The 13,795-nt window shown below is 40.4% G+C and carries 15 protein-coding genes; 9 read left to right on the top strand and 6 right to left on the bottom strand.

Features of this window, described 5'->3' with window-relative positions:
- Nucleotides 1–278: 278 nt before the first annotated feature.
- Nucleotides 279–1,289: a tryptophan--tRNA ligase gene (gene trpS, locus AACU25_RS08025; RefSeq protein ID WP_096574684.1), complete on the top strand. Its 1,011-nt coding sequence runs from the start codon at nucleotides 279–281 to the stop codon at nucleotides 1,287–1,289.
- Nucleotides 1,290–1,348: 59 nt separating this feature from the next.
- On the top strand, nucleotides 1,349–2,278 hold the full coding sequence (locus AACU25_RS08020; protein WP_096574683.1) for a methylenetetrahydrofolate reductase: 930 nt from the start codon (nucleotides 1,349–1,351) through the stop codon (nucleotides 2,276–2,278).
- An 80-nt stretch (nucleotides 2,279–2,358) separates the two neighbouring features.
- Here AACU25_RS08020 and AACU25_RS08015 read toward each other — a convergent pair whose 3' ends face one another.
- A complete protein-coding gene (locus tag AACU25_RS08015; RefSeq protein WP_096574682.1) occupies nucleotides 2,359–2,568 on the bottom strand; it encodes a hypothetical protein in 210 nt (69 codons plus the stop codon).
- 206 nt (nucleotides 2,569–2,774) lie between these two features.
- On the opposite strand from AACU25_RS08015, the gene AACU25_RS08010 reads away from it, so the two are divergent.
- The 5 genes from AACU25_RS08010 to AACU25_RS07990 all read left to right on the top strand — a co-directional run bounded on the left by AACU25_RS08010 (nucleotide 2,775) and on the right by AACU25_RS07990 (nucleotide 7,848).
- Complete coding sequence (locus tag AACU25_RS08010) at nucleotides 2,775–3,074, top strand: type II toxin-antitoxin system HigB family toxin (RefSeq protein WP_096574681.1); 300 nt, start codon at nucleotides 2,775–2,777, stop codon at nucleotides 3,072–3,074.
- Nucleotides 3,058–3,456 carry a helix-turn-helix domain-containing protein gene (locus AACU25_RS08005; RefSeq protein ID WP_096574680.1) on the top strand — a complete coding sequence of 133 codons (399 nt, stop codon included), beginning with the start codon at nucleotides 3,058–3,060 and terminating at the stop codon, nucleotides 3,454–3,456. Before AACU25_RS08010 ends, AACU25_RS08005 begins: the two co-directional genes overlap by 17 nt.
- 179 nt (nucleotides 3,457–3,635) lie before the next feature.
- Nucleotides 3,636–4,358 carry a Uma2 family endonuclease gene (locus AACU25_RS08000; protein ID WP_096574679.1) on the top strand — a complete coding sequence of 241 codons (723 nt, stop codon included), beginning with the start codon at nucleotides 3,636–3,638 and terminating at the stop codon, nucleotides 4,356–4,358.
- Nucleotides 4,359–4,530: 172 nt separating this feature from the next.
- Nucleotides 4,531–5,799, top strand: a complete 1,269-nt coding sequence (locus tag AACU25_RS07995) for an ATP-binding protein (protein WP_096574678.1) — start codon at nucleotides 4,531–4,533, stop codon at nucleotides 5,797–5,799.
- A gap of 72 nt (nucleotides 5,800–5,871) precedes the next feature.
- Nucleotides 5,872–7,848, top strand: coding sequence for an ATP-binding protein (locus AACU25_RS07990; RefSeq protein WP_190445848.1), 1,977 nt, complete (start codon nucleotides 5,872–5,874; stop codon nucleotides 7,846–7,848).
- 50 nt (nucleotides 7,849–7,898) lie between these two features.
- Here the strand turns inward: AACU25_RS07990 and AACU25_RS07985 are convergent, their stop codons facing one another.
- The 5 genes from AACU25_RS07985 to AACU25_RS07965 all read right to left on the bottom strand — a co-directional run bounded on the left by AACU25_RS07985 (nucleotide 7,899) and on the right by AACU25_RS07965 (nucleotide 11,337).
- On the bottom strand, nucleotides 7,899–8,678 hold the full coding sequence (locus tag AACU25_RS07985) for a DUF3120 domain-containing protein (protein WP_190445849.1): 780 nt from the start codon (nucleotides 8,676–8,678) through the stop codon (nucleotides 7,899–7,901).
- Nucleotides 8,679–9,109: 431 nt separating this feature from the next.
- Nucleotides 9,110–9,667, bottom strand: coding sequence for a peroxiredoxin (locus AACU25_RS07980; RefSeq protein ID WP_096574676.1), 558 nt, complete (start codon nucleotides 9,665–9,667; stop codon nucleotides 9,110–9,112).
- 45 nt (nucleotides 9,668–9,712) lie between these two features.
- A complete protein-coding gene (gene sipA, locus AACU25_RS07975; RefSeq protein ID WP_045869812.1) occupies nucleotides 9,713–9,967 on the bottom strand; it encodes a regulatory protein SipA in 255 nt (84 codons plus the stop codon).
- Between the two features lie 106 nt (nucleotides 9,968–10,073).
- Nucleotides 10,074–10,613 (bottom strand): Coq4 family protein, encoded by a 540-nt coding sequence (locus AACU25_RS07970; protein WP_321206768.1) that lies wholly within the window; start codon nucleotides 10,611–10,613, stop codon nucleotides 10,074–10,076.
- Between the two features lie 169 nt (nucleotides 10,614–10,782).
- Complete coding sequence (locus AACU25_RS07965; RefSeq protein ID WP_096574674.1) at nucleotides 10,783–11,337, bottom strand: Spy/CpxP family protein refolding chaperone; 555 nt, start codon at nucleotides 11,335–11,337, stop codon at nucleotides 10,783–10,785.
- Between the two features lie 350 nt (nucleotides 11,338–11,687).
- On the opposite strand from AACU25_RS07965, the gene AACU25_RS07960 reads away from it, so the two are divergent.
- Together AACU25_RS07960 and AACU25_RS07955 are read left to right on the top strand one after the other, a co-directional pair.
- Nucleotides 11,688–12,920 carry a sensor histidine kinase gene (locus AACU25_RS07960; RefSeq protein WP_096574673.1) on the top strand — a complete coding sequence of 411 codons (1,233 nt, stop codon included), beginning with the start codon at nucleotides 11,688–11,690 and terminating at the stop codon, nucleotides 12,918–12,920.
- The gene (locus AACU25_RS07955) at nucleotides 12,917–13,579 is read left to right on the top strand and encodes a response regulator transcription factor (protein ID WP_096574672.1); all 663 of its coding nucleotides are present in this window, start codon (nucleotides 12,917–12,919) and stop codon (nucleotides 13,577–13,579) included. Before AACU25_RS07960 ends, AACU25_RS07955 begins: the two co-directional genes overlap by 4 nt.
- Nucleotides 13,580–13,795: the final 216 nt, after the last annotated feature.

Below are 13,795 nucleotides of genomic sequence, written 5' to 3'. Positions count from 1 at the left end.
GTCGCTAGATATTTGCTGTGCAGTGAAAGAGGCAGGGGGGCAGGGAGCAGGGGGCAGGGGGAGATGAGGGAGATAAGGAAGATGAGGGAGATGAGGGAGATGAGGGAAAAAGTAATTACCAATTACCCATTACCCATTACTCATTACTCATTACCCCATGCCCAATGCCCAATGCCCCATTCCCCATGCCCATTGCATCTAGAAAATGTCAAAATTAAATGTGTTTTGTAACCGTCGCTGGACATAGGGCGGATTTGAGATAACTAAACTGGAAACTTATGGGCAAGCAGCGCGTTCTGTCGGGAGTTCAACCAACCGGAAATTTGCATTTAGGCAACTATTTGGGAGCGATTCGTAATTGGGTAGAAGCCCAGAGTGATTACGACAATTACCTTTTCGTCGCTGATTTGCACGCAATCACTGTGCCACACGATCCTAAGGAGTTGGCATCTAATACCTATACTCTCGTGGCTCTCTATTTAGCTTGTGGTCTGGATTTAAATCATTCCACTATCTTTGTACAGTCTCACGTCTCGGCACACAGCGAACTTACCTGGTTGCTCAACTGCATTACACCTCTCAACTGGCTGCAAGACATGATCCAGTTTAAGGAAAAGGCTGTAAAACAAGGGGAAAATGTTGGTGTCGGCTTGTTGGATTACCCAGTGCTGATGTCTGCTGATATTTTGCTGTACCAAGCAGATTTTGTGCCTGTGGGTGAAGACCAAAAGCAACATTTAGAATTGACACGGGATATTGTGAACCGTTTTAATCACTTATTTGCGACACCAGATCAGCCTGTGTTAAAGCTACCAGCACCTTTGATTCGCAAAGAAGGTGCAAGGGTGATGAGTTTGACCGATGGTACCCGTAAAATGTCCAAGTCCGATCCATCGGAATTAAGCCGAATTAATTTGTTAGATACACCAGAGCAAATCGCCAATAAAATTAAGCGTTGTAAAACCGATCCAGTTCGGGGCTTAACTTTTGACGATCCAGAGCGTCCAGAGTGTAATAACTTGTTAACTCTATATATGCTGTTATCTGGTAAAAATAAAGCAGAGGTAGCAGCAGAATGCGAAAATATGGGTTGGGGACAATTTAAGCCCTTGTTGACAGAAACAGCGATCGCAGCTCTCAAACCGATTCAAGATAAATATCAAGCGGTAATGGCAGATAAAGGCTATTTAGAGTCTGTGTTGCGAGATGGTCGCCAAAAAGCCCAAGCAGTTGCCAACCAAACCCTAGCAGAAGTCAAAGCGGCTTTAGGCTATTCTGTTCCTCTCTAAAGATTTCACTTTTGGGTGTAATTTGCTTTACCCTGTAAGAAAATTGAAATCTGAATGTTATGCCTGATACCCAGATTCCGACAGTCTTGAACGCCTTCCGCAGCGCCGCGCAAGCAGGCGAATTTTTAATAACTGCTGAAGTAGCACCTCCTAAAGGTGGAGATCCAAAACATATGCTTGATATGGCGGCGACCCTTAAGGGGAGGGTTCATGCCGTCAATGTTACCGATGGTAGCCGCGCAGTATTACGGATGTCTTCGTTAGTGGCATCAGCAATTTTGTTACAACATGGCATTGAACCAATTTGTCAGATTGCTTGCCGCGATCGCAACCGGATTGGTTTACAAGCTGATCTGATGGGCGCTCACGCCTTGGGTATCCGTAACATCTTAGCTCTCACGGGTGACCCAGTCAAAGCAGGTGATCACCCCGATGCTAAGAGTGTATTTGATTTAGAAGCTGTACGCCTGCTACAATTAATTCGCAACCTCAATCAAGGTGCTGACAGTAACGAGCAACCCTTGAGTGATGGCGCACTTGATTTATTTGTCGGTGCAGCAGTCGATCCACAATGCGCTAGTTGGTCAGGTTTGCAAAGTCGCTTTGAACGCAAATTACAAGCAGGAGCGCAATTTTTTCAAAGTCAGTTAATTACTGACTTTGAGCGATTAGAGAAATTTATGGACAAAATTGCCGCAGGTTGTAATAAACCAATTTTGGCAGGAATTTTTCTGCTGAAATCTGCAAAAAATGCCCAATTTATTAATAGGTGCGTTCCTGGTGTAAATATACCGCAGCACATAATTGATCGGTTAGCCAAAGCCAAACACCCACTAGAGGAAGGTGTAAAAATTGCTGCCGAGCAAGTGCAAATAGCACAGCAATTATGCCAAGGTGTACACATGATGGCTGTGAAGCGAGAAGACTTAATTCCGCAGATTTTAGATTTAGCAGGAGTTAAGCCCATGAATTTGGTATTAACTAAGTAAACAGCAAAGGCGATCGCATTTTTTACCTGATGACAAAGCAGAGAAAGTGCGATCGCCTCTCTTCTCATTGAATTGCTAAACTAAAAAACAACCCTTACCCCTGCAAATGTAGTATTCTGACCACAAAATAGGGTTTTCAGCGTCGCAATTGCTATTTCCGATACTACAATTGCTGCTTCCGACACTACATTTGCTGTTTCGCACACTACAATTGCCATTTCGGATACTACATTTGCTGCTTTTGACACTACAATTGCCATTTCGGATACTACATTTGCTGCTTTTGACACTACAATTGCTGCTTCGGATACTACAATTGCTATTTTGGCGATGCCTGCGGCGGGCTACGCCTACCCAACAACTAACAATTAAGCAGTCCGATATACTTAGTAGTCATAACTCTGTACATTTGTTTGATTAGCTTGGACAATTAACCCATCTCTAAAAGCTATATTTTGGGAGACAATTTTCATAGTTTTAATTAGAGTAAATTTAAATGCACGTTATTAGTCGCAGAATTCTGCGGGATTTTTGTGAAGCACACGCAGATGTCTGTGAGGCACTTTATGATTGGTATAGAGTGGCAACTAAAGCTGAATGGAAAAATCTGCTTGAAGTTCAATCTATTTATCCAAAAGCAGAAGCCGTTGGCAACTTCACCGTGTTTAATATCAAAGGAAACAACTATCGTTTGATTGTTGATATTGTTTACGAAACTCAAAGAATTTATATTAAATATGTCCTAACTCACGCCGAATATGATAAGGATAAATGGAAAAATGACCCGTACTTTTAATCCTGAATCTTACGGTAAATTACTAGCCGAGTATCAGCCAAAAATAATTACTACGGAAGAAGAAAACGAACAAGCGATCGCACTCGCATTAACCTTAGAACATCGTCCTAATCGGACACCAGAAGAGGAAATGCTGTTGCAACTTTTGGTAACATTAATTGAGCAGTTTGAAGAAACCCATTACCCAATGCTCAAAGGTACACCCAATTCGATGTTAATGCATCTGATGGATGCACGCGATATGACTACTGAAGCATTAGTAGAGGTAGTTGGATCTTTGGATGTTGCTGTGCAAATTGTGAATGGCGATCGCACTATTAGTAAAACTCAAGCAGAAGCGCTTGCGGACTATTTTCATGTAGATGTCAGTTTATTTACCTAGCTAATTTTCCAGAAGAATAAAGTTCTTAAAACCATTGCTCGCCGTTGAATTAGAAACTTAATATTTTGCATGAGGTTAAAGGTGCGTAAACGCGCAGCTGCTTGTCAGCAGACATCGCCCTTTTTCTTCCAAATTGCTAAACTAAAAAACAACTCTTACCCCTGTGCAAAGGTAACATTATGACCTCTGCAATCAATTTCACCGACGAACTCACACCTTTTCCCGACCATACGCAGCTACCAGAGTCTGATGGTACTTTCGTGAAAAATTTTCAGGAACATCCCCAAAGCATTCTACTTACCGACTCCATTCAACCGATATTGCAAAAACGCCATCCAGATGGGCAATACTGCATAGGTCAAGATAGCGGTATATATTGGCGGATGACTGACCCCCCAGAAAAAGGCGCAGAAGCACCAGATTGGTTTTATGTGCCGAATGTACCACCCTTGCTGGATGGGCAAATCCGTAGGTCTTACGTATTGTGGCGAGAGTTCATTGCTCCATTGATTGCATTAGAATTTGTCTCTGGTGATGGTACAGAAGAACGAGATAAAACGCCTTGGAAGGGTAAATTCTGGATTTATGAACAAGTAATTCATCCGTCTTTTTACGGCATTTATGAAGTGAATAAAGCCAGCGTTGAAGTTTATGAATTAATTGGCGGACAATATCAATTAATCTCACCTAATGAACGTGGACATTATGCCATTATCCCGTTGGGAGTAGAGTTAGGTATATGGCAAGGAGAATATCAGAATCTAGAAATACCTTGGCTGCGCTGGTGGGATGAGCAAGGTAATTTGTTGTTAACTGGTGAAGAAAGAGCAGAACAGGAACGCCAACGCGCAGAACGCCTAGCTGCTCAATTACGAGCCTTGGGTGTTGATCCAGAAGTATAATCTGGTTAGTGCGATCGCTAATTGTCGCGTCAGGAAGATGCGATCGCATCATCAAGTTAATAATGTAATTAGCTGTAAGGCTATGGAGTCAAATTCGACCCAAAACTTGATAATAGTCTTTGGACTTTTGACCCTTGACCCTTGACCCTTGACTCTTCACTTAATTACATTAATGTCACAAAATCCCTTCTTTGTTGGTGGCCCAGTACCACCGGAATACTTTTTCGGACGCAGTGCGGAAGTCAGAACCGCTTTTGATCAAATTTCTCGGCGCGCACACTTGGCTATCTATGGTAGTCCTGGAATGGGTAAGTCTTCGCTATTGCGGTATATTGCTTCACCGAAAATTTGGGAAGCGCGGGGAAGAGATATATCTAAAGCGTTGATTGTTTCTATTAACTGTGCAGGTATCAGTCCGTTTACCGCCTCTGGTTTTTGGCGAGAAATCCTCAGCTTGCTGCAAGATGCAACGGAAGATGATGAGCCTCTCCAAACTGATATTAAACAGTTATTGCAGGAAGAAAAGGTAGAAAAAGGAGACTTGCGGCGAATGCTGCGGAAAATTGGGCAGCGTGACAAGTTTTTGTTGCTACTGTTAGATGATTATGATGCCGCGCTGCAACCTAATGAGCAATACACCGAAACCCAAATGCTGACTTTCTTAAGTGAGTTCCGGGATTTGGCAGTTCACAGCAATGAAGGCAAATACCTTTCAACTATTGTTACTACTTTTCGCCGCCTTAATGAATTAGGGCCGACCATCAAACCGGGTGGTTCGCCGTGGTATAATCATTATCTCTTCCGGTTATTAAGACCATTACCGGCTACGGAAGTTAATAATCAGCTAGCCATACCCATTCCAGGAAGTTTGCGAGCCGGAGTTTTAGAAATTATCGATGGACACCCAGCGCTGCTGCAAAATGCCGGTTATTTATTGTATGACACCCTACTAGCAGGAAATACCCCTGATATTCAGTCTTTTGCTCAGGATTTTGAAAGCGCTACCGAGCAATATTTCCGCGATACTTGGAGGTTTTCCACTGAAGAAGAACAGATTCTCTTAATGCTAATTGCCTTGGTGCGGTTGCAAGGTCGCTTAAACAGAAGTACTCGCTATGCTTTAGGCGACGTTGATTTAGTTTTTAGCCAACGCAGCCGGGAACTAGTAGATTTAGAGGAACGAGGCGTAATTCAGCGCACATTAGATGAAGGGAAAACTATCTATTCTTTTAACTCATCAATGATGGAGTGGTGGGTAATCCAAGAAATATACAACACTAATGAGGCGCAACTGGAAGGAAGAGAGAAAGTTTTTCTCAATTTGATGAGCCGGGAACAAGCAGGTACAGTTAAAAAAGCGATTCGTTGGGTATGGCAGCATCGAGATATCGTCCAGTCTTTAGTTTGGATTGTTCGCAAACTAGCGGGCGATCCTACTTGAGAAGTAATTATCACGTGCCGTATGCTTAAAGTACAAGCTAGATCTACTTCCTCTGGGGAGGAGTTGGCGAGAATGGTGTCTTCAACCAATTGGGAAGATAATCCGTATGTTATTGGTCGTCCAATTTATGAACCAGAGTTATTTTTTGGGCGTGAAGACCTATTCAATTTTATTTATGACAATCTCAACCAAGGCGCACAAGTAATTTTACTCCACGGTCAGCGCCGGATTGGTAAGTCGTCTGTGCTGTCCCAAATTCCTCACTTTATCGATTTAGAAAACTTTTTCTTTATACCTTTGTCGCTAGAAGGTAAAAGTCAAAAGTGCTTAAGTGAGGTTTTATATGAACTAGCAAGAGAGATTATTGATTATTTAGATGATTATCGCCATCCACATCGCCGCCAACTTGCTTTACCAACAAAAAAACAACTGCAAAAAGATGCAGGCATATTTTTCAATGAATTTTTACCCCAAGTTTATCAAGTAATTAATGGTAAAAACTTGGTACTCTTGTTGGATGAGTTTGATGTTTTAGGTGATTCTGGTCAAGATTCCTCTGTTGCTGACTTTTTTCCCTGTCTCCAATCGGTTGTTTATTCCCAAAAAGAACTGTTTATCATTCCAGTTATTGGGAGACAATTGGATGATTTACCAAATTTACTAAGTTTATTTAGGCAAGCACCAAATCGAGAAATTGGTCTATTAGATAGACAAAGTGCAGAACAATTAATTACCAAACCTGCACAGCATATTCTCAAATATGAGCCTGATGCCATAGATGCAATTTTAGAATTGTCAGCCGGACATCCTTATTTTACGCAAGTGATTTGCTTTGCACTTTTCTCTCAAGCTAGAGAAGAACAACGCTGGCAAGTAACTCGTAGTGATGTACAAAATATTGTTGAGGAAGCCATTGAAATTGGTGAAGCTGGTTTAGCGTGGTTCCGAGATGGTTTACCGATTACTGAGCGAGTAATCTTCTCAGCAGTAGCAGAAGTTCAACAACAAACAACATCTGTTGCTAAAGGAGAACCGTTAAAACTGCTGGTGCAATGTGGTGTAGTTTTAACTGAGCCTTTCCACATAGCAGAAGAGCGATTATTGCAATGGAATTTTTTACATAATATAACACCAGGAATATTTCAACCATTACGCTGGAATAACTATAAGGTAACAGTTGAGTTAGTCCGTAAATGGTTAGTCAAAAGATATCCGTTAAGGCGAGAAATTTGGGAATTAGAAAAGCTGGATTCGCAAGCTCATCGCCTTTATCAACAAGCAGTAAAGTTATCTCAAAATAGCGATTTACAAACTGCAGCTAATCTCTACGAGCAAGTCTTACAGGCTAATCCTAACCATTTTGATGCATTGTTTAGATTAGCTGAAATTTGCATAGATATTAGAGATTTTGACCAAGCTGTAGAACTTTATGCTAGAGCTTATAAAGTCGATCCAATTAGAACTCAGGATGGATTTATTCAAGCTTTACTGAGTTACGGACAAGAACTAATGGAACAAGGAAGATTTGAAGCCGCAAAAGAACAATTTAAACAAGCATTAGTACTGCAACCGCAAAACTCTGTGATTCAAGCCGTTTTAGTGGCTGCTCAACAGAGAAGAAGAATTGTTAAAACTGATGAAATGGTGGTGATTACTAGTGGTAGCTACATTGAAAAATTGAGCGAATCAATGGTAAGTGAAGTTACTATTAATGAAGCGAATAACCTTGTTAATAGTAGTATTAACCAACTTGAAAATTTAGATTCTCCAGAAGCAGCAAAATTAGCTAACCTGCTGAAACAGTTGCAATCAGAAATTGAAGCGAATAGAGAATTACAACCTGAAGATAAAGCCGAAGCATTAGAGCAGGTAATGGCTTTAGCGGAAGCTGGGAAAAATCCAGAAGAAGGACATATACACAGGTTAGCCAGAACTGCGTTTAAGATTTTGATTGGTACGTTGGCTAGTTTACCCACTTCTGCCAGATTAGTAAAAAATGGGCATAAGTTGTTACCTGCAATCTCGCAATTGTTGAATTTGAATCTTTGAGGGGTTGGGGACTGGGGACTGGGGACTGGGGATTGGGGATTAGTGTTTTTTTAGGCAAAGAGTGCGGCGAAGAGGAATAGGCTGTCTACTAAAATAGTGCTTAAAACTGCACCACTGAAGGCGTACCAATGTCTTTGCTTAGTGAGTAGGGGTATAAGACCTGTTGTTAATAATACTAAAGCTAAGGCGATCGCCCATGCTTGTCCCCAAGGTGTTCTAACTTGAATAACAGCATTTTGTAAAATTGCTGAGACTCCCTCTGGTTCAACTTGCATGATTTGCCGCCAATAGGGAATTAAATCTACTAAATAAAAGTACACATCCGTTAAGACTGTCCCAAACAAGGAACCTAAGTAAAACCAGTTACCGACTTTGCCCCAATTTCTGAACAGACACCAACAAGCAAAGGGTAACCCAATAGATTCTACTGGTAAATGCCATAACGGTTCCCAGCGAAACCATCCCCAGTAAATTGCCCCTGCTAGCCAACTCCAGCTAAAACCTAAAAGCAAATCGCCCCAAAGATATGTTGCGGGACGTGACATTAAATTAAAACTCAGCCATACCCACAAGCCTGCGATCGCTAAACTCAAACTAGGAAGCGATCGCACTAATGGCGCTTCGATAAATACTGGTACAGATACCAAAAATACCGCCGCCGCAAACACTAACCAAACTTTTGTAGAAGCCGGAGATATGGGCAAATTGGGAGAATTGGAGAGTGTAGTTTCTAATTCACCTATGCCTTTGCGTCCTTGATTAATGGATTGCAATTCAGTATCTATAGAGCCGGTAGGAGTACCGTATGAGGACAATGTATTATTAATCAATGTTTTTAATAATTGTTACTAAACTTTATCTTACTTAAAATACCACACTTCAAAATCCCCCCCAGGGGCATATTTATTTTACATTAATTTTGGGGAATCGGGCATTGGGCATTGAGCATTGGGTAATTGGGTACAAGGGGAAACGGTTGACTTTTGACTCTGGACTTGTCAAAAATAAAATCGCATTGGTATATCTCTGCATTAAAGCAGCGCCCTCTAGAGATTTAGTCGCCGTTAGTTAAGAGTTCAACTTTGAACTTCCATATTTTGATATAAGGCGGCAATATACAGATAAATTCTTTGTCAGGGCACGGCAACCACAAGCTTTTGGAATATTAAATTATCTTACTGGTGCCGTGCCCATACTCATCTATCGCGTTGTTTTTTCAAAATGGGATATTTCTCCTCATCCCCCTCATTCCTCGTCTATCCTAAGAAGCTGTTGACTGTAACTGTTCCAGCCGCGCTAGTACTTCTGTGCTGTGAATATTGGGATTAACTTTAACGAAAGTCTCACGCAGAATCCCATCTGGATCGATGATAAAACTGTGGCGCATAGAAACGTAACCAATCCAAGAACCATAGGCTTTACTAACTGCGCCAGTTGTATCTGCTAACAGGGGGAATTTTAGCCCTTCAGAATCACAAAATTCTGCGTGAGAATCTACATCATCAGCGCTGACTCCAATAATTTGAGTATTCTGGGCTAAATATTTGGGTAAGTCTTGCTGAAAACGCCGCGCCTCTATGGTGCAGCCAGAGGTGAAGTCTTTGGGATAAAAATAAAGAACTACCCATTTACCACGCAAGTCCGAAAGAGAAATGTTACCGTTGCCTGTGTTAGTAGGCAAGGTAAACTCCGGTGCAGGTTGATTTATGGCGGGTAGTTTTCCACCCAGCGCATCAGCAGTTGGTGTAAAGTTCAGCCAACTGCTGACAGCAACAAAGCTGGCAAATAATATGCTTAAAAAATTGCGGCGAGAAATCATGGTACAGATAAGAATGATAACTTAACATAAGTTTACAGTTCTTATTCACTGTTCTTCTGATTCCGGCTGAGATTCGGCTGGGACATCTGTACTTTCTATGTATTGGCTATCGAGGAGAAAAGCCCCTTTAGCAAAGCGAATACCCCAATATCCACCAGGACGATGATCCATCACTATACCTTCTTCTCCCAGTTGAATGACATTTGGGGGGCGCAGCATGGGCATGGGTTCGGCAGTTTTGACGTAAGGCGGTAGTGCAACAACACGTACTTTACTACCAATGATGAATTCTTTAGACATTTTGATCCAACAAAGAGTTTTGAATAACTCATAACTCAAAACCCCCAGCAAAAGCTAGGGGTTAAAGTAACAAGGTTAAAATCAACAGACGCGATTAATCGCGTCTCTACAGCAATTTTGATGATTGATTCTGGGTTATACCAAATAAAACTTGCACCTCAGTTAACGGTAAGTGCCAAAATAATTCTGGTTGCCAAGTATCGGGGTCTAAATGGGAGTGATAACCGCGTTGGTATGCTTGCCACAATTTTTCCCAACTAAACTTTTGCCGATGATTTTGGTATCTGTGGATCGCACGTAATAGCCCCAAACCCAACATAAAATTAATAGGACTAAACTTGGTTCCTAAGAGAAAAGCCTGTACTTCTGCTTCCCCAATCAAGTCTGTACCATAGCCTGTAATCGCATGAATACCATCGTGGAGTTGTTTGCGACGAGGGCCTGTAGTGAAGGGTTTTAAGTTATTTTGCTGCAATAAATCTGCCCAAGCTCTGCCAAAAGTGCCTTGAGGAAGCAACTGCAATTTTTCGATGTATACTATTTGCGGCACAGCTAGCCCTTGAGCTTCAGCTTTACGGTCAAGTAAATCTAAGAGTTGTTGCAGGCGAGGAATGGCATTTGCGGAAGCAGTAACAGGTTGCATCATCTTCTATTTGTAGATTGTGATATGCAAATTCCCAACTTCTTGGCTAAAGTTGGGAATTTAGTTTTTAACAATGGTTTAGAACAAACAAACAACCAAGATAATCTTAGGAATTAACACTTATTTTTGATGGGGTAGAAAGTGGTAGTAAGCCTTTATTTTATGATTTTACTTATGGTTGTTGTGTGCCTTGGTTAGAATTACGTTGTTGCCAGCGTGCACGTGCATTCTCACGCATTTGCTGTAATTTTGTGCGTTGTTCGGGAGTCAAAACTGCTTGGATTTGTTGTTGTGAATTCTGCATAATTTGCTTGATTTGGGTTTTTTGGGCTTCTGTTAAATTCAGAGACTCAAAACCTTTTTTGCCAAACTCACCAGGCTGTTGACCTTGGGGACGTTGTGCACCTTGGGCGCGACGCTGACCTCTTTGCGCTTGACGTTGCTCAAATTGCGCTTTTAACTGGTCTTTTTGTTCTTGGGTAAGAATTCCTTCAATTTGGGTGCGGGTATCGCGGCGAATTTGCTGAATTTGGGTTTTTTGTGCATCGCTTAACCCTAATTGTTGCCAAGGCCCTTTATTTGGGCGTTCTCCACGTTGTCCATTGGTGTTTTGTGCAACTACTTGCTTATGTCCAGAAAAACCTCGTTGTGCTTGAGCCGCAAAGGGAGTTGCTGTTAAAGTTAAAGCGATCGCACCAGCTACCAAGGATAATGTTTTAACTTTCATGATTGACCTCGTGTGTTTTTTCTTTTTCTGATGTCACCATCTTACGAACTCGTCTTTGGTAAACACATGAGGCAAAAGTCACGGATACACCCATGACTTTAGTCATTATTCATTCATGAGCAATCATACTAGTAATTTCAGCTAAATTAAATTAAGGTGAAAAAACTGCTGATTTAGCAGTTTATTTTTGTATTTCTATTTAAAAGGCTTGCAATTAACTCGGTGGATGTACGTAAATAAAAACCATGCTGTAAGAATTTGAGTAATCAAGCTCTTGCTATGTAGAAGTATTATTCACTAAAAATTTAAGCAAAGAATTTTATTAATTCATTTAATTAACTTTTAGTTTTATGAAACCCCCAATACAAATTAACAATCATCCGTTTCGATTTCTACTTTATTTAGAGTGGATACTGTTAGCGATCGCTATGCTAACTGCGATTATGCCATCTCCACCACCGCCACGTTTTGCTGGTAGGTTTCACGAACCCAGTCCCGAGAATTTAATAGTTGCAACTGGCTGTTTAATTATTTTTGGTTTGATGGGTTTGAGATTACCCACCGGCAACCAGATAAGTAAAATAATTTTTACAGCTATTGAAGTTTTTTTGATTTTTACCACTGGTTTCGTAGGTGGGAGAATTTCTCGGCTCTTTCCTTTTATCTATATGATTTTAGTAACTCGTAGTTGCTTAATTTTTCAATTACCAGGGCGTTTAATAGTTACATCTATATCATTTCTTTTATTTTGGCTGACACTACAACGTAAGTGGCAGAATTTTTCTCCTATTCCCCAAGTCCAAGAACGATTTCAATTTTTAACTCTGAGTTTATCTTTATTATTTGGCTTAAGTTTGATTTTTGTATTAATGCTAATGAATACAGTATTATCTGAACGCCAAAGTCGGGAAGAATTAGCTGTTGCTAACGAAAAATTGCGTCAATATGCTCTCCGCATTGAGAACCAAGCAACTTTAGAAGAACGTAATCGCATTGCGCGAGAAATTCATGATTCCTTGGGACATTCCTTAACAGCGTTAAATCTGCAATTAGAAACAGCTTTAAAATTGTCGCAATCTAATCCTAATAAAGCTCATGATTTTTTGAAAAGAGCGAAAGAATTAGGTTCTAAAGCATTACAAGATGTGAGACAATCTATTTCTACGATGCGTTCTCATCCATTACAAGAACAATCATTAGAGCAAGCAATTAATCAACTATTAGAAGATTTTCATCATGCCAATGGCTTTTCACCAATTTGCATGATTAACTTAGATCATCCTTTACCTAGCGAAATTAAAATTGCTATCTACCGCATCATTCAAGAATCATTGACTAATGTTTCTAAGTACGCTAAAGCCACAGAAGTGAGGATAGAAATAGATAAAACTCCTAGGGGTTTACATTTAACTGTTCAGGATAACGGTCAAGGTTTTGACTTTAAGCAAAATACTACTGGGTTTGGCTTGCAAAGTATGCGCGATCGCACTTTAGCAATTGGTGGTGTATTTAATATTAACAGTACACCTGGAGAGGGTTGTAAAATTATAGTTGATATTCCTCTAATGAGGCTGAATAGATGATTAAAGTATTACTAGTAGATGACCAAAATCTAATTCGTCAAGGATTAAGAGCCTTATTAGAATTAGAAACAGATTTAGAAATTGTAGGGGAAGCGGAAAATGGAGCAATCGCACTGAATTTAATTGCCGAATTGCAACCGAATGTAGTATTGATGGATATTAGAATGCCGATTATGGATGGAGTTGCAGCTACAAGAGAAATTCAACAGCGATTTAGCGGTATTAAAGTTTTAGTATTAACAACTTTTGATGATGATGAATATGTCAAAGCTGCACTCCAGAATGGTGCAATGGGTTATTTACTCAAGGATACACCTTCAGAAGAATTAGCTTTTGCAATTCGTGCTGTTCACAAAGGTTACACCCAATTAGGGCCAGGAATAGTCAAAAAATTATTGATGCAGTTTCCCACTTTAGAACCTACCCCACCACCAGAAATTCCGCCGAGTTTAGCAGAACTTACTCCTAGAGAAAAAGAAGTTTTACGCCTCATTGCTCAAGGCGCTAGTAATCGAGAAATAGCCCAACAACTCTACATTTCTGAGGGGACAGTCAAAAACCATGTGACCAATATGTTGAATCGTCTCAATTTACGCGATCGCACTCAAGCTGCCATTTTTGCTAATACATTTTTAGCATATTTAAATGACGGCGATTAATTATCTATGAAAATTATTACTAATAAACTAAAGTTTATACAAATTCAAATAATGTTTGCGACAGATAAATTCTTTGTATGGGCACGGCATCTACAATCTTTAGGTATATCAACTATATTACAGGTGCCGTTCCCCTACCCATATGTCGCATTCTTTTTTTAAAACTGTATTATTTATTTTATTCAATATCCAAATATGGAAAAGACAGTAACTTTA

The organism is Tolypothrix tenuis PCC 7101, assembly GCF_963874875.1.
In the GTDB taxonomy this organism is placed as follows: Bacteria; Cyanobacteriota; Cyanobacteriia; order Cyanobacteriales; family Nostocaceae; genus Aulosira; species Aulosira tenue.
Note: the sequence above shows the minus strand (reverse complement) of the source record. Positions and strands in the feature narration are given on the sequence as shown.